At 41.4% G+C, this 22,517-nt stretch carries 17 protein-coding genes and 6 tRNA genes; 6 read left to right on the plus strand and 17 right to left on the minus strand.

Translation table 11 applies throughout. The annotated features are described in order from the left end of the window. Positions 1 to 173: 173 nt before the first annotated feature. Genes ybeY through miaB form a run of 3 tightly spaced genes read right to left on the minus strand, consistent with a single transcriptional unit; the run spans position 174 to position 3,164 of the window. Entirely contained in the window at positions 174 to 641 is a 468-nt protein-coding gene (ybeY, locus tag PSE83_RS19785) for an rRNA maturation RNase YbeY (protein ID WP_004256989.1), read from the minus strand. After that, positions 642 to 1,694, minus strand: a complete 1,053-nt coding sequence (locus PSE83_RS19790) for a PhoH family protein (RefSeq protein ID WP_004908988.1) — start codon at positions 1,692 to 1,694, stop codon at positions 642 to 644. 39 nt (positions 1,695 to 1,733) lie between these two features. Next, entirely contained in the window at positions 1,734 to 3,164 is a 1,431-nt protein-coding gene (gene miaB, locus PSE83_RS19795; RefSeq protein ID WP_096864953.1) for a tRNA (N6-isopentenyl adenosine(37)-C2)-methylthiotransferase MiaB, read from the minus strand. 479 nt (positions 3,165 to 3,643) lie between these two features. Here miaB and ubiF point away from each other — a divergent pair, with 479 nt between their 5' ends. Next, positions 3,644 to 4,831, plus strand: a complete 1,188-nt coding sequence (gene ubiF, locus PSE83_RS19800) for a 3-demethoxyubiquinol 3-hydroxylase (RefSeq protein WP_004256972.1) — start codon at positions 3,644 to 3,646, stop codon at positions 4,829 to 4,831. Positions 4,832 to 4,901: 70 nt separating this feature from the next. On the opposite strand, the gene PSE83_RS19805 is transcribed toward ubiF, so the two are convergent. The 10 genes from PSE83_RS19805 to nagB all read right to left on the minus strand — a co-directional run bounded on the left by PSE83_RS19805 (position 4,902) and on the right by nagB (position 11,044). After that, a complete protein-coding gene (locus tag PSE83_RS19805; RefSeq protein ID WP_036957950.1) occupies positions 4,902 to 6,257 on the minus strand; it encodes a dicarboxylate/amino acid:cation symporter in 1,356 nt (451 codons plus the stop codon). Positions 6,258 to 6,803: 546 nt separating this feature from the next. Continuing rightward, a tRNA-Gln gene (locus PSE83_RS19810) sits at positions 6,804 to 6,878 on the minus strand. A gap of 10 nt (positions 6,879 to 6,888) precedes the next feature. Then, a tRNA-Met gene (locus tag PSE83_RS19815) sits at positions 6,889 to 6,965 on the minus strand. A 50-nt stretch (positions 6,966 to 7,015) separates the two neighbouring features. Continuing rightward, positions 7,016 to 7,090: transfer RNA gene (locus tag PSE83_RS19820), tRNA-Gln, on the minus strand. A 31-nt stretch (positions 7,091 to 7,121) separates the two neighbouring features. Further along, positions 7,122 to 7,196, minus strand: a tRNA-Gln gene (locus tag PSE83_RS19825). Between the two features lie 31 nt (positions 7,197 to 7,227). Further along, positions 7,228 to 7,312 (minus strand) — tRNA-Leu (locus PSE83_RS19830). Positions 7,313 to 7,319: 7 nt separating this feature from the next. Beyond that, positions 7,320 to 7,396, minus strand: a tRNA-Met gene (locus tag PSE83_RS19835). 370 nt (positions 7,397 to 7,766) lie between these two features. Then, on the minus strand, positions 7,767 to 8,990 hold the full coding sequence (gene nagC, locus PSE83_RS19840) for a DNA-binding transcriptional regulator NagC (protein ID WP_004256960.1): 1,224 nt from the start codon (positions 8,988 to 8,990) through the stop codon (positions 7,767 to 7,769). Between the two features lie 11 nt (positions 8,991 to 9,001). Next, on the minus strand, positions 9,002 to 10,165 hold the full coding sequence (nagA, locus tag PSE83_RS19845) for an N-acetylglucosamine-6-phosphate deacetylase (protein ID WP_004256957.1): 1,164 nt from the start codon (positions 10,163 to 10,165) through the stop codon (positions 9,002 to 9,004). A gap of 75 nt (positions 10,166 to 10,240) precedes the next feature. After that, positions 10,241 to 11,044 carry a glucosamine-6-phosphate deaminase gene (gene nagB, locus PSE83_RS19850; protein ID WP_004256954.1) on the minus strand — a complete coding sequence of 268 codons (804 nt, stop codon included), beginning with the start codon at positions 11,042 to 11,044 and terminating at the stop codon, positions 10,241 to 10,243. Positions 11,045 to 11,461: 417 nt separating this feature from the next. Here nagB and nagE point away from each other — a divergent pair, with 417 nt between their 5' ends. The 5 genes from nagE (at position 11,462) to glnS (ending at position 17,821) form a co-directional block, all read left to right on the plus strand. Further along, entirely contained in the window at positions 11,462 to 13,489 is a 2,028-nt protein-coding gene (nagE, locus tag PSE83_RS19855) for an N-acetylglucosamine-specific PTS transporter subunit IIBC (RefSeq protein WP_136134930.1), read from the plus strand. Positions 13,490 to 13,736: 247 nt separating this feature from the next. Beyond that, positions 13,737 to 13,991, plus strand: coding sequence for a colicin E3-like toxin immunity protein (locus tag PSE83_RS19860; RefSeq protein ID WP_004256948.1), 255 nt, complete (start codon positions 13,737 to 13,739; stop codon positions 13,989 to 13,991). Between the two features lie 195 nt (positions 13,992 to 14,186). Continuing rightward, positions 14,187 to 14,957, plus strand: coding sequence for a sel1 repeat family protein (locus PSE83_RS19865; protein ID WP_272661044.1), 771 nt, complete (start codon positions 14,187 to 14,189; stop codon positions 14,955 to 14,957). Between the two features lie 212 nt (positions 14,958 to 15,169). Beyond that, entirely contained in the window at positions 15,170 to 15,985 is an 816-nt protein-coding gene (locus PSE83_RS19870; RefSeq protein WP_272661045.1) for a sulfite exporter TauE/SafE family protein, read from the plus strand. 168 nt (positions 15,986 to 16,153) lie between these two features. Continuing rightward, on the plus strand, positions 16,154 to 17,821 hold the full coding sequence (gene glnS / locus PSE83_RS19875) for a glutamine--tRNA ligase (RefSeq protein ID WP_272661046.1): 1,668 nt from the start codon (positions 16,154 to 16,156) through the stop codon (positions 17,819 to 17,821). A gap of 208 nt (positions 17,822 to 18,029) precedes the next feature. Here glnS and PSE83_RS19880 read toward each other — a convergent pair whose 3' ends face one another. The 4 genes from PSE83_RS19880 to kdpC form a co-directional block, all read right to left on the minus strand. Continuing rightward, on the minus strand, positions 18,030 to 18,425 hold the full coding sequence (locus PSE83_RS19880; RefSeq protein ID WP_004256937.1) for a DUF5329 family protein: 396 nt from the start codon (positions 18,423 to 18,425) through the stop codon (positions 18,030 to 18,032). A 96-nt stretch (positions 18,426 to 18,521) separates the two neighbouring features. After that, positions 18,522 to 19,208, minus strand: a complete 687-nt coding sequence (kdpE, locus tag PSE83_RS19885; protein ID WP_080544454.1) for a two-component system response regulator KdpE — start codon at positions 19,206 to 19,208, stop codon at positions 18,522 to 18,524. 16 nt (positions 19,209 to 19,224) lie between these two features. Next, entirely contained in the window at positions 19,225 to 21,912 is a 2,688-nt protein-coding gene (gene kdpD, locus PSE83_RS19890) for a two-component system sensor histidine kinase KdpD (RefSeq protein WP_196732550.1), read from the minus strand. A gap of 8 nt (positions 21,913 to 21,920) precedes the next feature. After that, complete coding sequence (gene kdpC / locus PSE83_RS19895) at positions 21,921 to 22,514, minus strand: potassium-transporting ATPase subunit KdpC (RefSeq protein WP_272661047.1); 594 nt, start codon at positions 22,512 to 22,514, stop codon at positions 21,921 to 21,923. Positions 22,515 to 22,517: the final 3 nt, after the last annotated feature.

Genomic DNA, 22,517 nt, shown 5'->3' on the forward strand with positions numbered 1-22,517 from the left:
TTGGTACCAAAAGTAGCCCAAGTCAAAGTATTTGGAGCTTAGGTTAGTTAATAAAAACAGTTTACTACATTCTTTTTTAGCACAAAATTGACGGTTTATCTGCAAAATAACCGTCAATTTTTTGTAAAATAATGCTTTCTTTGACAAAGATATCTCAAAAAATTATAGTTAGGTCACTCTTTTTCTGCAAGATATGGGTCTTCATAGCCCAACTCAGCCAGAATTTCAGTTTCTAAACCTTCCATTTCTTCCGCTTCATCATCTTCAATATGATCATAGCCTAAAAGATGAAGGCAACCATGAACGACCATATGAGCCCAGTGCTCTTCTGCTGTTTTTTGTTGGTCAATAGCTTCTTGCTCAACGACTTGGCGGCAAATAATTAAATCACCAAGCAAAGGCAGTTCAATTTCTGGTGGAGCCTCAAAGGGGAATGACAACACGTTAGTCGGTTTGTCTTTGCCGCGATAGGTTAAATTTAAGTGATGGCTTTCCTGTTCATCAACTACCCGAATAGTGACTTCACTTAGTGCTTGAAATTTAGGCAAAACAGCCGCTAACCAACGCTGAAACTCGGCTTCCGAAGGCAAGCCATTAGGGTTTTCACACGCAATTTGTAAATCGAGAATAATGTCACTCATTTATAGATTTTCCTGCTTTTCAAATTGCTTTTGCTGTTCTTTTTCTTCACGTAACTGCTGACGGCGTTTATTGTCTTGTTCTTCCCAAGCCTCATAAGCCATGACAACTTTTGCAACGACTGGATGGCGAACTACGTCTTCACTGTGGAAGAAATTGAAGCTTAAATCATCGACTTCGGAAAGCACTTCAATGGCATGACGTAACCCTGATTTACTACCACGAGGTAAGTCAACCTGAGTAATATCACCCGTCACAACCGCTTTGGAATTAAAACCAATACGTGTTAAAAACATCTTCATCTGTTCGATGGTGGTGTTTTGGCTCTCATCTAAAATAATAAAAGCATCATTCAAGGTACGGCCACGCATATAGGCCAGCGGTGCGACTTCGATAACATTACGCTCAATCAGCTTTTCAACTTTTTCAAAGCCTAACATTTCGAATAGCGCATCATAAAGTGGGCGTAGATAAGGGTCGACTTTTTGGCTGAGATCCCCAGGTAAAAAACCAAGTTTCTCACCTGCTTCAACCGCAGGACGGGTTAGCAAAATACGGCGGACCTCTTGGCGCTCTAACGCATCTACTGCCGCGGCTACCGCTAAATAGGTTTTCCCAGTTCCTGCAGGGCCAATGCCAAATGTAATATCATGGTCTAAAATATTGGCGATATATTGCGCTTGATTTGGAGTGCGTGGTTTGATCACACCACGTTTAGTCTTAATATTCACCGCTTTACCGTAGTCAGGAACGCTATCGGCAGATTGCTCTAAAACACGGCTATCCAGAATGGCTAAGTGAATATTTTCAGGGTCGATATCAGGGATAACACCGCGCACAGGCGCGGTATCGACATACAGTTGACGTAAAATTTTGCTCGCCGCTTGAACATTCAGCGGCTTACCCGATAACTTAAAACGGTTATCGCGGCGATTAATTTCGATAGCAAGGCGGCGTTCTAGCTGCTTGATATTATCGTCAAATGGCCCGCAGAGGCTCATTAAACGCTGGTTATCTGCGGGTTCTAGAAAGATTTCTTGTGTTGCGATTTGCAAATTTTTTGTCTCGGTCACTGAATATCCTATGGTTGTGGCTTAGGGTTGAAAGCTGCCAACACCTAGCTCATCTTCTTTACGAGTACGTGCAATAACAGACTCTGGTGATTCATGAACGCGAAGACCCATTTGATCTTCTGTACGAATGACTTTACCGCGCAATGAGTTGGTATAAACATCCACAATTTCGACATCCACAAATTTACCGATCATATCCGGTGTGCCTTCAAAGTTCACAACACGGTTATTTTCAGTACGTCCAGACAGCTCCATGACGTTTTTACGCGATGTTCCTTCAACTAAGATACGTTGAACGGTTCCCACCATTTGGCGGCTGAAGCTTAATGCTTGCTGATTAATACGCTGTTGCAGTAAGTATAGACGCTGTTTTTTCTCATCTTCGGTTACATCATCAGGTAAATCCGCAGCTGGGGTGCCTGGACGCGCGGAATAGACAAAGCTGTAGCTCATATCAAAGTTCACGTCTGCAATCAGTTTCATGGTTTTTTCGAAGTCTTCGGTTGTTTCACCGGGGAAGCCCACGATAAAGTCTGAACTGATTAGAATACCAGGGCGTGCTTCACGCAGTTTGCGAATAATGGCTTTATATTCAAGTGCGGTATGAGCGCGTTTCATCATTGTTAGAACGCGGTCTGAGCCACTTTGCACGGGTAGATGCAAGAAACTGACTAATTCAGGGGTATCGCGGTAAACTTCGATGATATCGTCAGTAAATTCAATTGGGTGGCTAGTGGTAAAGCGGACACGGTCGATGCCATCAATAGCCGCGACTAAACGCAGTAATTCTGCAAATGAGCAAATTTCACCATCAAAGGTTTCACCACGGTATGCATTCACGTTTTGGCCCAGTAAGTTAACTTCACGTACACCTTGTGCGGCTAACTGTGCGATTTCAAAAAGAATATCATCACAAGGGCGGCTAACCTCTTCACCACGGGTATAAGGCACTACGCAGAAAGTGCAATACTTGTTACAGCCTTCCATAATGGAAACGAATGCGGTCGGGCCTTCAGCGCGAGGTTCTGGTAAGCGGTCAAATTTTTCAATTTCAGGGAAACTGATATCGATAACAGGGCTACGCGTACCTTGAACTTGATTAATCATCTCAGGCAAACGGTGCAAAGTTTGCGGGCCGAAAACGATGTCAACGCTTGGCGCACGTTGGCGAATAAAATCCCCTTCTTGCGAAGCAACACAGCCGCCTACACCAATGATGATGTCAGGGTTTTTATCTTTAAAAAACTTCCAACGACCAAGCTGATGGAAGACTTTTTCTTGTGCTTTTTCACGAATGGAACAGGTATTAAGCAGTAATAAGTCTGCTTCTTCTGCAACTTCAGTGAGTTGATAACCATGGGTATTTTCTAATAAAGAAACCATTTTGGATGAGTCATACTCATTCATTTGGCAACCCCAAGTTTTAATATATAGCTTTTTATTCGTCGACATGTCGTATATCCGGTGTTTTCGAAGCGGCTAGTGTAATGGACTCCGAAACGCGTTGTAAATCCAAAGTCCTACCCTTTATATTTTTGGGAACTCGCATGCATTTTGATTAAGGACATCATTGTATGATGGGATAAATGCAAAGATATTTAAAATGATATCACTACACGAAATCTAAGGGCAGGCAATTTGCCTATTGTTTTAAAATTAGCACGTATTGTATTCATTTGCGGCATCAGTGACCAGAGGATGTTGCAAAATTGTGGTTGTTTTTTGTGCAAATCAAAGTGTTTTCAGCAAAATATACTATTTGTAAGGTTATTAAGGTGGAGGAATGAATGACCTCTAAGACTTCAATGCCTATATTTCCTGTGAGAACCCTCATTTTTCGGTACAATACCTTTATCAACGTGGTCACTGTTATCAAACAATAACCTTTATTAAACAGTAACCTTTATTAAACAGTAAATAGTAGCGAACGTATGAATAAATTAATCGAATCTTATGATGTTGTCGTCGTTGGCGCGGGTATGACTGGCGCGGCGGCAGCATTGGGCTTTGCTCAAGAAGGCATGCGAGTTGCTTTGCTTGAAAAAGCACAACCTGTGGCCTTTGACCCACAAAGTGCCCCTGATGTTCGTATTTCTGCGATTAGCCGCGCTTCTGTTGAATTGTTGGAGCAATTAGGGGCTTGGCAACATGTTAAGGCAATGCGAAGTGCCCCATATCGCCAGTTAGAAACATGGGAAGAACCAGATAGCAATGTGATTTTTGATGCTAAAAGCCTTGGGCTACCTGAACTTGGGTTTATGGTAGAAAACAGAGTACTACAGCTTGCGTTATGGCAAGAATGTGAAAAATACAGCAATCTAGACCTTGTTTGCCCGGCGAAACTCATCAATTTATACCAACCTAAGCAGCAAAAAGAATGGATGTTAGCATTAGATGATGGCCATACTTTACAAGCTAAGCTTGTGGTCGGAGCCGATGGCGCTAATTCGCAAGTCCGTAAAATGGCAGGAATTGGTAGCCGCGGCTGGCAGTATCGCCAGTCATGTATGTTGATTAGCATTCAAACACAGCAACCTCAGCAAGATAAAACATGGCAGCAGTTTTTCCCATCAGGGCCAAGGGCATTTTTACCTCTGTATGATAATTGGGCCTCATTAGTCTGGTATGACAGTCCCGCAAAGATTAGACGTTTACAAGGTATGTCAATGGAACAATTGACGGGAGCAATATCCGAAGCCTTTCCTGAACGTTTAGGGCCTGTTACTGCAATTGCGTCAGGGGCATTTCCACTGACTCGTCATCATGCAAGCCGCTATGTGATGGATGGGTTAGCATTGATTGGCGATGCAGCCCATACTATCAACCCATTAGCGGGGCAGGGTGTGAATTTAGGCTACCGAGATGTTGATGCTCTTTTGAAAGAAGTAATTTACGCGCGTGAATATATACAACCTTGGAGTTCCCTTGATGTATTGAAACGTTACCAACGACGTCGTTTGCCTGATAATTTAATTATGCAAGCTGGGATGGATGTTTTTTACATGGCATTTAGTGAAAACTTACCAGGATTAAAAATATTTAGGAATCTTGGGTTGATGGCGGCACAGCGTGCTGGAGAAGCGAAAAAGCTGGCGTTGAAGTATGCGTTAGGTTTATAGAAATTATCTTGAATATAATAAATAGGCCGCTAATTAGCGGCCTATTTATTATTAAGTGAAGAAGTTAGTGCTATTTATTATTAGCTAAATCAACCGGTTGAATATTACTTGTGTCTGTATTGATGCTGTCATCTTCAGTAATCACAGAATCCAATGTTTCATTTTTTGCTGAAAACGCATGAGCCAGTTTTTCGGTATCCAGTTCTTTTTCCCAACGTGCAACAACGATACACGCACACGCGTTACCCACTAAGTTAGTTAAAGCACGGCACTCAGACATAAAGCGGTCAATACCAAGGATTAAGGCCATACCTGCAACAGGAATGCTTGGAACAACCATTAAGGTTGCCGCTAATGTAATGAAACCCGCACCAGTAACGCCAGCAGCACCTTTAGAGCTAATCATTGCAACGAGCAACAGCGAAATTTGCTCCCAAATCGTCAATTCAATATTGGTAGCTTGAGCAATGAATAATGCAGCCATGGTCATATAAATATTCGTACCATCAAGATTGAATGAATAACCTGTTGGGATAACTAACCCGACAACTGATTTTTCACACCCTGCATGCTCCATTTTGCGCATTAAGCTTGGCAGTGCGGCTTCGGAAGAAGAGGTACCTAAAACTAACCAGAGCTCATCTTTGATATATTTAATTAGCGCAATGATGGAGAAGCCGTTGTATTTAGCAACTGCTCCTAACACTAACAACACAAATAGAACGGATGTAATGTAGAAAGTCATTATCAGCATCATTAAGTTGCCAATAGATGAAATCCCATACTTACCAATGGTAAAGGCCATTGCCCCAAATGCCCCAATAGGCGCGAGTTTCATGAGCATCGCAACCATTTTGAACACAGGTTCAGAAAAGTTTTGCAGTAACTTAACGATAGGCTCGCCGTGTTTACCCGTTGCAGCTAGCGCTAACCCAAAAATAACCGCAATAAATAGAACTTGCAGAATATTTCCATTTACTAATGGACTAATGACGGTATCGGGGATGATATTCATCAAAAAGCCAACAATTGAAGACTCGTGGGCTTTTTCAACGTAAGTAGCAACTTTAGTGCTGTCTAAGGTTGCAGGGTCAATATTCAGGCCAGAGCCTGGGCGAATGATATTGGCAATAATAAGACCAATAATTAATGCAATGGTTGAAAATGTGATGAAGTACAACATCGCTTTACCTGCGACACTACCCACTGCCTTCATGTTTGACATGCCTGAAATACCAGTGACAACCGTTAAGAAGATAACTGGCGCGATAATCATTTTAACGATTTTGATGAATGCATCACCAAGCGGTTTTAATGACTCTCCAATGTCGGGAAAAAAGTGGCCAAGTGCTATACCCAGAACGATGGCTACGATCACCTGAACATATAAGATCTTATATATGGGTTGCTTTATCATGTTTCGCATAAATTTTCTCTGTAAAAATGTTGCGTTTGGCAATTTATAATTATTAGGTTTAAAACTTTTATTAGAGTTTCTGAGAACTAATTTAGTTGGAATGGAAGAAGGGACTGAGTTTATTAGTACCAGAGGTTGATAATAATTTAACTGGTAATAATCATACCTAACTACAATTCGAGCGCAGATTACCACTTTCGATGGTTATATAGAAATGATTGAAGTCACACATTTGATAGAAAAGTTATGCAAACGTAAATTTTATGAGGTAAATGTTGCTTTAACATCACTTTAAACGATTAAGCTATTGGTTAATCGGTAATATTAGGATTAAATAAATAAGCAAATGACCAAAAAGTAATCATTTAAACTAAAAATAGGGATGTAAATATAGAAAACAGTAGAGAGGGATACTTTACTGCTTAAAAAATGGAGTTATCTGCTAATTTGTTACTTTTTATTTAATTTATCAATAAAATCGATAAGTAAAATTAAGACTGCCTAAGCATAGTAAGATAGAGCAGGGAGTTAATTTAAGCGATGTTGAAAAGAGAATGGCTGGGGTACCAGGATTCGAACCTGGGAATGCCAGGATCAAAACCTGGTGCCTTACCGCTTGGCGATACCCCAACAAAAGAAATGGTAGCTACGACGGGATTCGAACCTGTGACCCCAACATTATGAGTGTTGTGCTCTAACCAACTGAGCTACATAGCCATATATGATTTCTTTAAAATGAATTGTGCAACTATAGGTAGGATAGTAGATGGCTGGGGTACCAGGATTCGAACCTGGGAATGCCAGGATCAAAACCTGGTGCCTTACCGCTTGGCGATACCCCATCCGGGAATTCTACTATTGATTGTTTTAAGATGGCTGGGGTACCAGGATTCGAACCTGGGAATGCCAGGATCAAAACCTGGTGCCTTACCGCTTGGCGATACCCCAATCTTAAATTCAATGCTACCGAGAAGGAAAATGGTGCGGGAGACAAGACTTGAACTTGCACACCTTGCGGCGCCAGAACCTAAATCTGGTGCGTCTACCAATTTCGCCACTCCCGCAAAATAATGGTGGCTATGACGGGATTCGAACCTGTGACCCCAACATTATGAGTGTTGTGCTCTAACCAGCTGAGCTACATAGCCATCTTTTTTTGCATTACCTTCGTCGGCGTTGCGGGGCGCATTATGCTAATTACAGACACGACAGTCAACAGCTTTTTGCACTATTTTTCAGAAAATGTGTCTGTTTGTTTGATGAATAATCATTTTGTCGATAAAGCCAGCAAAAAACAAGCCCATATTTGAAAAAAATCACTTTTGTCTTACCTGCTAGATAAATGTAATTTGGTGATGAAGCGAAATAAAACATCGAAAGAGCTCAAGAATTTGCAAGAGGAGGATAGCTGAAAGAGTGTGAAGTGTTTTAAAAATGACTCATGAAACGAAGAATTCAGTTTATAGCTAATAAAAAAGCAGGTATCTCAACCTGCTTTAAAGAAAATAACGCCAAAAATTAGCTTTCAAACAATTTTTGTAATAATTCACCATTAAGCATCGCACGTTTAGTGAGTGCGAAAGCGCCTATTGCCGAATTATGAACCAACTGCGATGTGACGATGGGAAGATTTTCCCTAAATCCTTTCAAGGCTTGTGTGTCAATACAGCTTTGAATCGCGGGTAACAGAATTTGTTCTGCTTCCGTGATATCCCCTGCAATAACGACTTTTTCAGGGTTAAATAAGTTTATAGAGATAGCAATCGCTTTACCGATTTGCCGACCAACGTGCTGGATAACTTCCGTAGCAAGTGGGTCTCCCTTATTAGCAGCTTGGCAAATATGGGAAATCGTACAAGTTTCCAATGTAAGGGAACTTGAATAGCCTTGTTCTAAACGCTGTTTTACGCGGGCTTCAATCGCTTGGTTTGAGGCAATGGTTTCTAAACAACCAAAATTACCACAGTGGCAAAGTTCGCCAAGGGGGTCAACTTGGATATGGCCGATTTCTCCGAGGTTACCTCGGTGGTTGAGCAATATCTCTTTATTGATGACTAAGCCTGCCCCTGCGCCTCTGTGGATACGAACGAGCAGTGAGTCTTCGCAATCACGAGTTGCACCAAAATAGCTCTCAGCGAGGGCTAGGCTGCGAATATCGTGCCCTGCGTAACAGGTAATTTTAAAGTGTGCTTGCAAGTTGTCGATGAGATGCCAATTATCGACCTTGATATGCGGCATGTAGTAAACAATACCACTGTTTGGGTTAACTAACCCAGGGAGAATAATAGAAATCGCGATCAACTCTTTTAAGCGTTTCTGATTGTGTTCGATAAAGTCTTCAAGGGCGGCAATCAGTTTTTGTTCAACCGCTTGCTGAGAGGGCTCTGTGATAGGGTAATGAGCATCGACGATCATTTTGCCACCTAAGTCGTATAAGGCGATGGTGGCATCATAGCGGCCTAAGCGGACGCCAATCGTATGAAAATTTTTGTGCTCAGAAACAATAGATATAGCACGACGGCCCCCAGTGGAGGCCTGTTGGTCAACTTCTTTAATTAAACCACGTTCGAGTAACTGGCGAGTGATTTTAGTCACACTGGCTGGGGCAAGTTGGCTTTGCTCCGCGATTTGAATTCTTGATATCGGGCCATGTTGGTCAATTAAACTATAGACGACAGCGCTATTTAGTTGTTTGACGAGATCAATATTACCAATTTGCTTCAGCGAGTGGCTTTGATTCATTAGCTAGTTACTCATTTTTTGTAGACTTCGGCTCCGTTAACATAGGTTGCAAGGACGTCGAAGTCGTGGTTAAACGCGGTTAAATTCGCAATTTTACCCGGAGCAATAGACCCTAAGGTCTCATCAACTCCGATGGCTCTTGCGGGGTAGAGCGTTGCCATTCTCAGTGTTTCATCTAATGGGATACCCACGTACTCTACACTGTTTCTCACTGCTTCTATCATTGTGAGTGATGAGCCGCTGAGTGTGCCATTTTCATCTACACATAATCCATCGCGGTAGTATATGGTTTTACCTGCGAAGATAAAATGATCCATTTCACCAGTTTGAGGATCTATTCCTGCGGGCGCTGTGGCATCAGTCACTAAAATTAATTTATCACCTTTTAAGTGTTTGCTATTACGAATGTTTGCCCACTGGACATGCAAGCCATCAGCGATAATTCCCGCATATACTTCAGGAGTGTCATAAATAGCGCCAACTAAACCTGGGCCACGGCCTGAAATATATGGCATGGCGTTAAAAAGGTGCGTTGAAAAGCGAATTCCGGCTTTAAAACCCAGTTTGGCTTCTTCATACGTCGCATTTGAATGTCCAGCAGAAATAACAATGCCGGAATCTTTCAATTGGTGAATGTAATCAAGTTCTACCATTTCAGGCGCTAAAGTAATTTTAGTGATAGCGTCTGCATGAGCGGCTAAATAATCAATCATCTGCGCGGATGGTTGACGGATAAATTCAGGGTTATGCGTACCTTTTTTGATAACATTAATATATGGGCCTTCTAAATGAAGTCCTAGAGCTTGGTTCTTGTGGTCTTTTAAGTACTCTGTCATGACCTCAATACCATGCTTCATTAATTCGTCAGAGCAAGTAATCAGCGTTGGCAGGTAACTGGTACACCCTGTACGCTCATTGGCTTTTTGCATGATATCCAAATTCTTTAATGTGACATTTTCTTTATTATCATTGAATTGGACACCACCACAGCCGTTGACTTGCAGGTCAATAAACCCAGCGGATAAGATTGCACCTTGTAGGTCATGCTGTGGAATATGGGAAGGTAATTCAGAGACAGGACAAACATCTTTGATGATTTCACCATCAATGACGACCGCATGGTTATCCAGTCTTTCATGACCTGTATAAATAATGCAATTTGTTAATGCATACATGGCTTAAAACTCCTGACCTCTGGAAGGTGGGTCACCGATCAGCTTTCGCTGACCGGGTGATTGATAAACATAATCTTAGTTAAACTTTTCAATAATTTCAGATTCTAGCTGTTTGAAATATTTAAGCGTTTTAACTTTTAATTCGAGTGTTGCGGGTTCATCACAAACGACCAGTGCTTTTGGGTGCATTTGCACGCAACTTACTGTCCACATATGGTTAATTGAACCTTCAACTGCTGCATGAACTGCGTTCGCTTTATTCGCACCCGTAGCGAGTACCATTAACTCTTCAGCATCCATTAACGTGGCTACACCCACAGTTAAAGCGAATTTTGGTACTTGATTGATATCATTATCAAAGAAACGTGAGTTAGCTTGGCGCGTTTCTGGTGTTAATGTCTTAATGCGGGTACGAGAGTTCAATGAAGAACCGGGTTCATTAAAAGCAATGTGACCGTCGTTACCTACGCCGCCCATAAATAAATTAATTTTGCCGTAAGATTTAATTTTATCTTCATAACGTTGGCATTCCGCATCAACATCAGGGGCATTACCATTCAGTAAATTGATATTTTGCGCTTGAATGTCGATGTGGTTAAAGAAATTATCATGCATAAATGTGTGATAGCTTTGAGGATGATTAGCGGGAATACCAATATACTCATCCATATTAAATGTTACCACATGCTTAAAACTGACTTTTCCTGCGTTATATAAAGCAATCAATGCCTTATAAGTGGCAAGAGGAGTGCCGCCTGTTGGTAACCCAAGAACGAAAGGGCGATCAGCAGTTGGGTTGAATGCGTTAATTTTGTCAGCAATATACTGTGCGGACCAAATGCCGACATCATGCGCATTGTTAAGTGGAATTAGCCTCATGTCTCAATTACCTCTAATAAGTCTGTGAAATCTTTCATGTATATATGTATCCCTGATGTTATTCATTAGATATAGGAATACTCGTTATACTACAAATTTATTACGCGCTGGTGTTGGTACACAGTGCCGTTTTAACGGCTACACCTGCATTTTAAACGCGCTGAGAATATACAGGTTAATAACATAAATAAGTTATTTTTAATCATAAAATAAGTTTTCGATAATAGCTAGTAATTTAGTCATATCGGTAACTCTTTCGTTGACATTTATCACAAATCGAACCTATTTATTTTGCATCGCGAAACAATTAATTTAGACTATAAAATTGATACTCTCAATAACCTAAATTATGATTTAGGTGTGTGAACAATAAGATCCCGTAAATGGGGCAAAAATAGGGCGATAAAGGGGGAGTTTGTGAATATTCTTAGCTACTTACAGCGGATTGGTAGGGCACTTATGGTGCCAGTTGCTGTACTACCAGCCGCAGCAATCCTGATGGGGATTGGCTATTGGATTGACCCAGATGGTTGGGGAGCCAATAGTGCAATCGCGGCGTTACTGATTAAATCGGGTGCGGCTATTATCGATAATATGTCCGTGCTATTTGCTATTGGTGTTGCTTATGGGATGTCAAAAGATAAGGACGGTGCGGCTGCACTGACCGGTTTTGTCGGCTTTTTAGTGGTGACAACACTGTGTTCGCCTGCATCTTATTCCATGATCATGAATGTTCCGCTGGAAAGCGTTCCTGCGGCATTCGGTAAAATTAATAACCAGTTCGTGGGTATCTTAGTTGGGGTTCTATCAGCTGAATTGTACAACCGTTATAGTGGCGTAGAGCTACCCAAAGCGTTGTCTTTCTTTAGCGGCCGTCGTCTCGTACCGATTTTGACCTCGTTCTTAATGATCATCTTAGCCTTCATACTGATGTATGTCTGGCCGGTGGTTTACAACGGTTTAGTCTCTTTCGGTGAAAGCATTAAAGACTTAGGTTCTGTGGGTGCGGGTATTTACGCCTTCTTCAACCGTTTATTAATTCCTGTCGGTCTGCATCACGCACTCAATTCGGTGTTCTGGTTTGACGTTGCAGGAATCAATGATATTCCAAACTTCTTAGGCGGCGCTAAGTCAATTGATGCAGGTCTGGCAACGGTAGGTATTACAGGTCGCTACCAAGCTGGTTTCTTCCCAATTATGATGTTTGGTCTGCCGGGCGCGGCATTAGCGATTTACCACTGCGCACGTCCAGAAAATAAAGCGAAAGTTGCTGGTATTATGATTGCCGGTGCGTTTGCGGCATTCTTTACAGGTATCACTGAACCACTCGAATTCTCTTTCATGTTCGTGGCACCAATTCTGTACGTAATCCACGCATTATTAACGGGTATCTCTGTTTATATTGCAGCGACGATGGAGTGGATCTCTGGATTCGGCTTCAGCGCAGGTTTAGTCGATATGCTATTGCAGTCACGTAACCCATTAGCCGTTCAGTGGTATATGTTGATTGTCCAAGGTTTAGTCTTCTTCTGCATTTATTATGTCATTTTCCGTTTCATGATCCGTAAATTCAACCTGTTAACACCAGGCCGTGAAGAGAGCGCAGGTGATGAAACGATTGATGGTTATGACGAAAGCATTAGCCCTGCCGATAACAGTGACAGCGATATTCAAAAAGAAGCTCGCCAATATGTTGCAGCAGTTGGTGGCAGTGACAACATCGTCAGTATTGATGCCTGTATCACACGTTTACGTTTAGGTGTTAAAGATTCAGCGATTGTTAATGACGCCATGACAAAACGTTTAGGGGCTTCAGGTGTTATTCGCTTAAGCAAACAAAATGTGCAAGTGATTGTCGGTACACGTGCTGAATTGGTGGCAAAAGCGATGACTGAAGTGATTGCAAAAGGCCCTATCGCAGGAGCTGCTCCAGTTGCAGCAGCAGAAGAGAAAAAAGCCGCAGAGCCTACAAAAGCAAAGGGCAATGTGATTTTATCTTTGGTTGCGCCGGTCAGTGGTCAAGTGTTCTCCCTTGACGATGTGCCAGATGAAGCGTTCTCTAGCCGCATTGTGGGCGATGGTATTGCCATCAAACCAACAAGCAGCGAAGTGTTAGCGCCGGCGTCAGGTACGGTGGTGAAAATTTTCGAAACTAACCACGCATTCTGCCTTGAAACAGAAAATGGTGTTGAGCTCATAGTTCATATGGGTATTGATACTGTTGCACTGAAAGGTGAAGGTTGTGCACGTTTAGTGGAAGAAGGTGCGGAAGTGACTGCCGGAACACCAATTCTGAACCTCGACCTCGCGTTCCTTGAGGCCAATGCTAAATCAATGATTAGCCCAGTTATCATCAGTAATATCGATGACTTTGCTGGCGTCGAGATTTTAGTTGACGGTGAAGTAAAAGCAGGCGAAACGGTTATTTATAATGTTCTGAAATAGTTCAGTTTAATATTATAAGTGAGTAAGAGGGTGGCTTAGGCCACCCTTTTTTATGGTGGTTAAATAAGAAAAAGATAATCATTCAAGGTATAACAAATAATGATAATCACTATCAATCGAGTTTAGTTTATAAAGAAAACATAATTAATTGTTAGCTTTGTGGGGAGGTGTTTTTTCTAAAATACGCGAATAATTAAAATTAAAGCGCCTAAAATAATTATAAAAAAGTATCTATAAGGAGAAAGAAATGGGATTAAAAATTCATTTGGTTTGGTTTGATAAACAAACAGAGGAATATGTTGGTGAAGAGTATTCTCTAGATCTAGGCGATAATGATAGCATTATAGAGGAAACCATTAATCCTGAGGAAAATATTATTAATAATGGTTGTTTTGATATGGTTTCTGACTGGGTTTCTAATCTTCAAAATCATATAAAACATAACATTGAATTTAGTAAATATGATTATCAAGTTTCATTCGATTATCGAGATGAATGGTAATTATCTATATTTATAAATTATTAGTAAATAATTTAATTTACTTGTTTTATACAAATTAATATTTATCTAAAACAAAAACATAAGGAATATGCAATATGACTGAATTAATGAAATACTTATAACTTCACTCTCGACTTATGATTTAGGAGAAATTTCGTGAAGTTGATTTCATGGTTTATCGTTATAGGAGCGTTCATGATCGGGACTCCAACTTGGGGGGGAAATATAAATCCTCCTTTAATTCCAACTGTGAGGGATCGTCTATATACCATTGAATATAATGAAACAGAACTTCGTTATGATCCAGACCTACCTAAGCGAGTTCCTTATCCCAAAAAACAACAACAAGTGGTTGAGTTATATCATCGGGCATTAAAAAACAATAATGAAGATGATAATTATGCCTTATTTTCTTTTTTCAGAATTGGTTGCACCGATTTTAAGCATTTACATAATGTGAAAGCTGCAAAAGAAGAGTGTGCACTGGCAAATTTCTTTTTGAAGAGAGTATTAGAAATTAATTCTAATAATGGGTTAGCTCTGTTATTTACAGGGGTAAACCATCAGCATGGTAATGAAGGCTCGAAAAAAAATATGTTAGAAGCAATTTCATATTATGAACGAGCTTACCACCTCCATGGTAATAAGGTACTTGTAGCAGGAAAAAATCTTTCGACGATTTATTTACATGGACTCGGCGGGATCCCTCAGGACTTTAATAAAGCTAAATACTACTTAGAAATGGTAGCAAGAGATAATCCAAAGGGGCAAGATGCATATTACCTCAAGAATTTTGATATCTATGTTGATTTACTCAAAATATCAAATGAGGGCGATAAATGTAAACAACAGGATCCTAATAATCGTATTTGGGTTAAAGAATGTAATGATAAAGTAGAAAAACAAATAGAAACATACCTAAAAAAATATAGAGGAAATCAAAAAGAAGAAGATGCGATTGGTTGATTTAGTAAAGTTTTATTTTATGACTAGTGTGAAAGGTCATTATAAATAATAAGTTAAAAGTATAGAACAAAGAATACTTTAATTTTCTGTGTTAAAAAAGTTGCATTTGTTAATAACATTGGCGAAATCTCAAACAAGGTTGTCAAATTTGCATAAGCAAGGGGCTTTTTTCATCGATAAAATATTTTCTCAATTACTGAGAGGGGTTATCTGTGGAACTGCTTCTGTGTTTATTTGGCTTTATTTCGGGGATCACCACCGCACTATTCGGCTTCGGTGGCGGTTTTATTACGGTTCCACTGTTATATGCCTTGATTACCTTAGTGTGGGGGCCGCAAAGCGATGCAGGCAGTGTGGCAATGCAAATTGCGGTGGCAACTTCAACCTGCGTGATGATTTTTTCATCAACGTTATCAAGTCGTGCCCATTACTTAAAAGGTAATCTTAGCTGGGCAATTATTCGTCCGTTTATTATTCCAATTTCAATTGGTGGCATATTTGGGGCCATTGTTGCGCTATCCGTAGATAGTGCATTAATTCGTTGGATATTTATTGGTTATTTAATTATCACTATTTTAGATTGCTTTATTCGTCCCGGTTTTATGAAAACAGAATCTATAGGTATACAAGCCTCCCGTGGCGGTATTTTTGCCGATACCCCGATTGGCGTGGTGATTGGTGCGGTGGCGGCATTTTTAGGTGTTGGCGGTAGCGTGATGACCGTTCCACTAATGCGGCGCCGTGGTGCCAGTATGATCCAAGCAGCCGCATTTGCGAACCCATTGACATTACCAATGGCGATCACGGGCACATTAACCTATTTTTATTTTGCTATTGATAAGCACATTGATCTCGGAGCAGGGTTTCTGGGGATGATTTATATCAAAGGGGCATTAATTTTAATTGTGACATCGTGGTTAGGGATCCGTTTTGCTTCTTTATTAATGCCTTACCTGAGCGATAAACGTCATGCCCAAAGTTATCCGTTACTGTTACTCGTCGTTTTAGCCGTCATGATACTGGCTTAGAATCGCGTATATCGGTGGGTAAAGATGAGGTTTTTACCCTAAATTCCTTCTGATCATCGCTTTTGCTGCACTTGGCGCAATCAAACGGTTGTTTCCTGATTGATTATGGTAGAATATATTTAATTACTATACGCTTTTGCGCGCTTTTGGCATTGAGGAATGATGACAATGAATGAGGCAGATGCTCGCCCAACAAATTTTATCCGTCAGATCATAGATGAAGATCTGGCGACTGGAAAACACACGTCAGTGCATACGCGTTTTCCACCTGAACCGAATGGCTATTTACATATTGGTCATGCGAAATCAATCTGCTTGAATTTTGGCATTGCCAAGGATTATCAGGGCCAATGTAACTTACGTTTTGATGATACAAATCCTGTAAAAGAAGATGTCGAATACGTTAACTCTATTCAAGAAGACGTTAAATGGCTTGGTTTTGAGTGGAGCGGCGATGTTCGTTATTCCTCTGACTACTTTGATACTTTGTATCAATACGCGATCGAGTTGATCAAAAAAGGCTTAGCTTACGTTGATGAGCTCAGCCCAGACGAAATTCGCGAATATCGTGGGACACTCAAAGAGCCTGGTAAAAATAGCCCATACCGTGAGCGCCTAATTGAAGACAACTTAGCACTATTCGAAAAAATGCGTGCGGGCGGCTTCGAAGAAGGAAAAGCGTGTTTACGCGCGAAAATCGATATGGCTTCGCCATTTATGGTGATGCGCGACCCAGTTTTATATCGTATTAAATTTGCGGAACATCACCAATCTGGCAATAAATGGTGTATTTATCCAATGTATGACTTCACGCATTGTATTTCTGATGCATTAGAAGGCATTACTCACTCTTTATGTACCTTAGAATTCCAAGACAATCGCCGTTTATATGATTGGGTTTTAGATAATATCACGATTGACTGTCACCCTCGTCAGTATGAGTTTTCTCGTCTGAATCTGGAATATACGGTGATGTCTAAGCGTAAACTGAACCAATTAGTGACCGAAAAACACGTAAATGGTTGGGATGACCCACGGATGTTAACCATTTCAGGTTTGCGTCGTCGTGGTTATACCGCAGCATCTATTCGTGAATTTTGCCAACGTATTGGTGTGACGAAGCAAGATAACAACGTCGAAATGGCTTCTTTAGAATCTTGTATTCGTGATGATCTGAATGAGTCAGCACCACGTGCTATGGCGGTTATCGACCCAGTTCGTGTTGTCATTGAAAACATGCCTGCTGGTGAAGAGATTTTAACAGCGCCAAACCATCCAAATAAACCGGAGATGGGAACGCGCCAAGTGCCATTTAGTAACGAAATTTATATTGACCGTGCGGACTTCCGTGAAGAAGCAAATCGCCAATATAAGCGTTTAGTATTAGGCAAAGAAGTTCGTTTGCGTAATGCATACATCATTAAAGCAGAGCGTGTTGAAAAAGATGCGGATGGTAATATTACAACCATTTACTGTACTTATGATGCAGGCACATTAAATAAAGACCCAGCAGATGGCCGTAAAGTGAAAGGCGTTATTCATTGGGTTAGCGTAGCGCATGCCTTGCCTGCAGAAATTCGTCTGTATGACCGTTTATTCACTGTGCCAAACCCAGGTGCAGAAGACGATTTCTTATCCGTTATCAACCCTGACTCGTTAATTATTCGCCACGGTTTTGTTGAGCCAAGCCTGAAAAATGCAGAGGCAGAAAAAGCGTATCAGTTTGAGCGTGAAGGGTATTTCTGCGCAGATAATAAGCTAAGCAGTGTAGATCACTTAGTGTTTAATCGCACTGTTGGGTTGCGTGATACTTGGGCTAAGATTGAGAACTCTTAACTTGATGTCCCTGTCATACTTTGCACCACAGGGGTGTTGGCTTCATTAAGTTACCCGAGTCACATACTTATGTATACTCACGGGATAACTTAATTTGCCGCCTACCTGTGGTACAAATTATTTAGGGGCTAGATCGAGTATTAGAACAAAAAAACGCTGACATTTATTTGCCAGCGTTTTTTATAGTAATCAGCAGAACCTACAGAATTTACTCAGATTTGTTATCCACTTTGTCTTTCAGTAAACCATGCAAATATTTATTGGCTGGGATCACATTACCTTGTGCATCTTTGACTTGGTACTCTTCGCCAGTAATGGACGATTTTGAGGCAACATTATCAATAAATTGTTCTGTAGTTTTGAGACGTTTTTCTGTTTTACGTAGTTTTAAACGTAAGTGAGATTCTGCGTCGGCAGCAGAATGTTCAGTTCCGTTACGAGTAAAAGTAAGGTTCTGTTGCTTACCAAGCTCTGCTAGTAATGATTCAGTACGAACTTTTTCTTCAGGGCTTAGCGCAAGTGCTTGGGTGGTAACAAAAACGCTTAAAAAAAGTACTAAAGCAGATGAAAAACGGTTTGATAGTTGGGCTGTGAGTGACTGCACGAATTTCTCTCCATAGAAAAAAGGTGAGTAAATTATAGGCAGCCTTTTAATTTAAACTATCGGTAAGATTCCTAGAATTCAATGAATGGTAATCCATTAGGGCATAAACCGATAACCAATCCCTGTTTCGGTTAATAAGTGAATAGGGCGAGCAGGGTCATTTTCCAATTTTTGCCGTAGGTGGCCCATATAGATGCGTAAGTAATGATTATGTTCCACATAATTAGGCCCCCAAACTTGCAGTAATAAATGCCGTTGAGTTAATACTTTACCGCTGTTAGCCACGAGTTCACTGAGTAAACGGAACTCAATCGGGGTAAGGTGGAGCTCTTCACCTTGCTTGGTAACAATTCGATTAATAAAATCGATAGTGATATCCCCAAACTGGCATTTTGAGTTTTCTTGGGTGGATTTGCCGAAACGCCGTAAAGCAACCCTAACACGAGCCAGTAATTCGCTAATCCCAAAGGGTTTTGTGAGGTAGTCATCAGCGCCTGCATCCAATGCAGCCACTTTCTGTGATTCTTCTTCGCGAGCGGATAAAACAATAATCGGAATACTGCTCCACTGACGTAGGTCACGAATTAAATCAAGCCCATCACCATCGGGCAAGCCAAGGTCTAAAATCAATAAATCAGGTTGCCGAGTACCCGATTCGATTAGGCCGCGGTGGTAATTTTCGGCTTCAAACACTTTCCAGCCTTCACCCTCCAACGCTAAACGAACAAAGCGACGGATTTCTTTTTCATCTTCAATAACCAGTATTTGATGGTTAGTACTCACAATATCGAGGGTCCTTCTATATTTCTGCCTCAATATCAGGCAGTTGCTTTAAAGGTAAAACAAAATGGAAACTGGCTCCACCTTTATTATTGTTTTGCGCCCAAATTTCGCCTTCATGCAATTGGATAATAGCACGACAAATGGCAAGCCCTAAGCCAACGCCTGGGATTGCTGATTCTTTTTGTGCCCGAGAAAATTTATCAAAAATGGTTTTTTCTTGCCCGTTTGGGATCGCATTGCTGGCATCCCATATTTCAATATGAATTTTTTGCCCTTCAACTGCGGCTCGAATACCAATTGGGGTATCGTTATTGCTATATTTTACGGCATTTTCTAAGAGATTGATTAGCACTCGCTCAATCAAATTGGCATCACAATAAAGCAATAAATCTGCTGGAATATCAATTTCTAAAGGGTGACTGTGTAAGGTGTAATCTAAGGTTCTAACGGCACTACTGGTAATTTCTTGTAGTGATTCCCACGCTAAGTTGGGTTGAATGCTGCCAGATTGCAAACGAGCCATATCCAGTAAATTATTAACTAAGCGAGAAGTGCTCAGTACTTGTTGGCGCATTTGGTTGACTTGCTCTGTTAATGGTGAATTTTCCGCTGATAAGTTCAACATTAAAATTTCAGTTTGCCCGAACAAAACGGTAAGTGGCGTTTTTAGATCATGGGAAAGAGCGGCAAGTAACGAGTTTCTCAGTTGTTCACGTTCAATATTTAATTTGGCTAATTCAGCTTGTTTGGTCAGTTGTAGACGAGCAAGCGAGCTTGCAATCAGCCCCGTAAAGGTTTGTAGCATGCGTTGCTGCTCTGGGATCAATAACTGGCGCATGTTTCTTGGCTCAATGGCAAGAACGGCAAGGGTTTGGTCGGCAGTAGTGATAGGTTGTAATTGATAAGGAACACTTGGCAAAGTATCCGTACCAGCACCGGCTGGCTGGCGTTTATCAAAACTCCACTTAGCAATGGCTTTATCAATTTGCATTGCCGTGTAGCCATCACATTGCAACGGTGTTAATTGCCCATCCTCATCAGGTAATAATAAGCAACTTTTGGCTTGGAAGGCATTATTGAGAAAATGATATCCTGTTTTTCCAATATCATCAGTGGTGATGGCTTGGCCTAATTCTTTTGTCATTTCATATAAATGACGGGTCCGTTGTTCGCGATACCGAGCAATACGAGCTTGGTAGCGCATACCCGCAGTTAAATTCCCCACAACAACCCCAACAATTAGCATCACCGTAAAAGTGACTAAATATTGCATATCCATGATAGCAAGGGAAAAATGGGGTTGAACAAAGAACAGGTCAAAACTGATCACGTTAACCAAGGCGGCAAAGACAGAGGGGCGTCGACCATAAAATAATGCGATTAACACGACACCTAATAGATAGAGTGTCACGAGGTTGGCTTTATCGAGTGCTAATAAAAAGGTACGTGAAAATAAGGTGATAGCGGCGCACATCACAATGGCCATTAAATAGCCATTCATATCCGATCGCCATTTTTCAGAGAACGGTTTTCTTTCGGGTTCTTTGTCCCACTCACTTTTTTCTTCAAGTGCGACGATCACTAGGTCTAGATCTGGGCCGAGCTTACCTAGGCGATCGGCAAAACCGGGGCGTAAATTGAACTTAAACCATTTATTTGTTTTATTACGTCGGCCAATTAATATCTTCCCTAAATTATGTTCTCGTGCGTAACGCAATATGGCTTTTTCTTCAGAAGGATCTGATAAGGTCGCTGTTTCTGCCCCTAAGTCTTGAGCAAGTCGCAATGCTTTTAAGATAGCTCTACGCTGTGTTTCAGGTAGCTGATGAAGCGAAGGGGTTTCAACATAAACAGCATGCCAGACACTACCGAATTTTGCGGCAAGCCGAGCCGCGGTACGAACTAACTTTTCATTTCCCGTATTATGGCCAACGCATAACAATAGCCCATCGCGAGTGTGCCATACGGGCGCTTGGCCTTTAGCGCCACGAAATTCACGCATTTGGTCATCAACTCGGTCGGCAGTGCGACGAAGAGCGAGTTCACGAAGTGCAATTAAATTTCCTTTGCGGAAAAAATGCTCAATGGCGCGTTCGGCTTGCCCTGGTATGTATACCTTACCTTCTTTAAGACGTTGCCGTAGGTCGTCAGGGGGAAGGTCGACTAACACCACTTCGTCAGCGGCATCAAAAATATGGTCTGGAACCGTTTCACGGACTCGAATACCTGTAATGCTTCCAACAATATCATTCAGGCTTTCAATGTGCTGAACGTTGATGGTCGTCAGTACATCAATTCCAGCATCAAGTAACTCTTCGACATCTTGCCAACGTTTAGGGTGTCGGCTGCCATTAGGATTACTAAATGCTAATTCATCCATTAAAATTATGGCAGGATGCCTAGCAATTGCAGCATCAATATCGAAGCCATTTAGGCGGCGGCCGTGATGGGTAATGCGTCTGGGTGGTAACAGCGAAAGGCCGTCAATTAACGCGGCCGTTTCTTCTCTTTCATGGGTTTCTACCACGCCAACCAGAACATCTAGCCCTTGGGCTCTAAGCCTTTGCGCTTCTTGCAGCATGGCATACGTTTTTCCAACACCTGCACAGGCACCGAAAAAAATCTTTAATTTGCCACGCCCAATTTCATTGGCTTTGACCAAGAGTTCATCGGGGTTAGGGCGAATAGGTTCCTGATTGTTCATCACAGCCCCTAGTGAGTTTGACTGTTTATTTGTTGTTGATATTCATCAAGTGCTAGGTTCAGTTTTAGCACATTAATGACCGGTTCGCCTAAAAAGGGTAACAGTGCCTGTTCAGTATGCGTTTCTATCAATGATTTTACCGCATCCAAAGGAATTTGCCTGCTCTTTGCAACGCGTGGAGCTTGGTATAACGCTGCATCAATAGAAATATTGGGGTCTAAGCCGCTGGCAGACGCCGTGAGTAAATCCACTGGGGTGGCGTTATCTGCATCGGGGTTTGCTGCGCGCAGTTGTTTGTTACGCTCAATCATCGTTTGTTGTAATAACGGGTTACTGACCGCTAAATTACTTCCGCCAGAAGCTAATGCGTTGTAGGGGCTCTCAACCGTCTCAGAGGGGCGACCGTGAAAATAGCGGACATCACCCACATTTTGCCCGATCAAGGCTGAGCCAACAGTACGTTCATCTTGCATAAGTAGAGAGCCGTGAGCCTGCCATGGAAAAAAGATGTTAGCGAGACCAGTTACCATTAATGGGTAAGCAATACCGGTAAAAATGGTGAGTACTAGTAACATGATAATCGACGAACGGATCATATTCATAAT

Source organism: Providencia sp. PROV150 (assembly GCF_028481025.1).
GTDB classification, from domain to species: domain Bacteria; phylum Pseudomonadota; class Gammaproteobacteria; order Enterobacterales; family Enterobacteriaceae; genus Providencia; species Providencia hangzhouensis.

Bases quoted from the DNA above. Each gene is read 5' to 3' on its own strand.
- nagB (WP_004256954.1), bottom strand. From the start codon at position 11,044: ATGAGGCTAATTCCACTTAACAATGCGCATGATGTCGGCATTTGGTCC.
- kdpC (WP_272661047.1), bottom strand. From the start codon at position 22,514: ATGAATATGATCCGTTCGTCGATTATCATGTTACTAGTACTCACCATT.
- ybeY (WP_004256989.1), bottom strand. From the start codon at position 641: ATGAGTGACATTATTCTCGATTTACAAATTGCGTGTGAAAACCCTAAT.
- PSE83_RS19865 (WP_272661044.1), top strand. From the start codon at position 14,187: ATGATCGGGACTCCAACTTGGGGGGGAAATATAAATCCTCCTTTAATT.
- nagA (WP_004256957.1), bottom strand. From the start codon at position 10,165: ATGTATGCATTAACAAATTGCATTATTTATACAGGTCATGAAAGACTG.
- PSE83_RS19860 (WP_004256948.1), top strand. From the start codon at position 13,737: ATGGGATTAAAAATTCATTTGGTTTGGTTTGATAAACAAACAGAGGAA.
- PSE83_RS19805 (WP_036957950.1), bottom strand. From the start codon at position 6,257: ATGCGAAACATGATAAAGCAACCCATATATAAGATCTTATATGTTCAG.
- kdpD (WP_196732550.1), bottom strand. From the start codon at position 21,912: ATGAACAATCAGGAACCTATTCGCCCTAACCCCGATGAACTCTTGGTC.
- nagC (WP_004256960.1), bottom strand. From the start codon at position 8,990: ATGAATCAAAGCCACTCGCTGAAGCAAATTGGTAATATTGATCTCGTC.
- glnS (WP_272661046.1), top strand. From the start codon at position 16,154: ATGAATGAGGCAGATGCTCGCCCAACAAATTTTATCCGTCAGATCATA.
- ubiF (WP_004256972.1), top strand. From the start codon at position 3,644: ATGAATAAATTAATCGAATCTTATGATGTTGTCGTCGTTGGCGCGGGT.
- miaB (WP_096864953.1), bottom strand. From the start codon at position 3,164: ATGTCGACGAATAAAAAGCTATATATTAAAACTTGGGGTTGCCAAATG.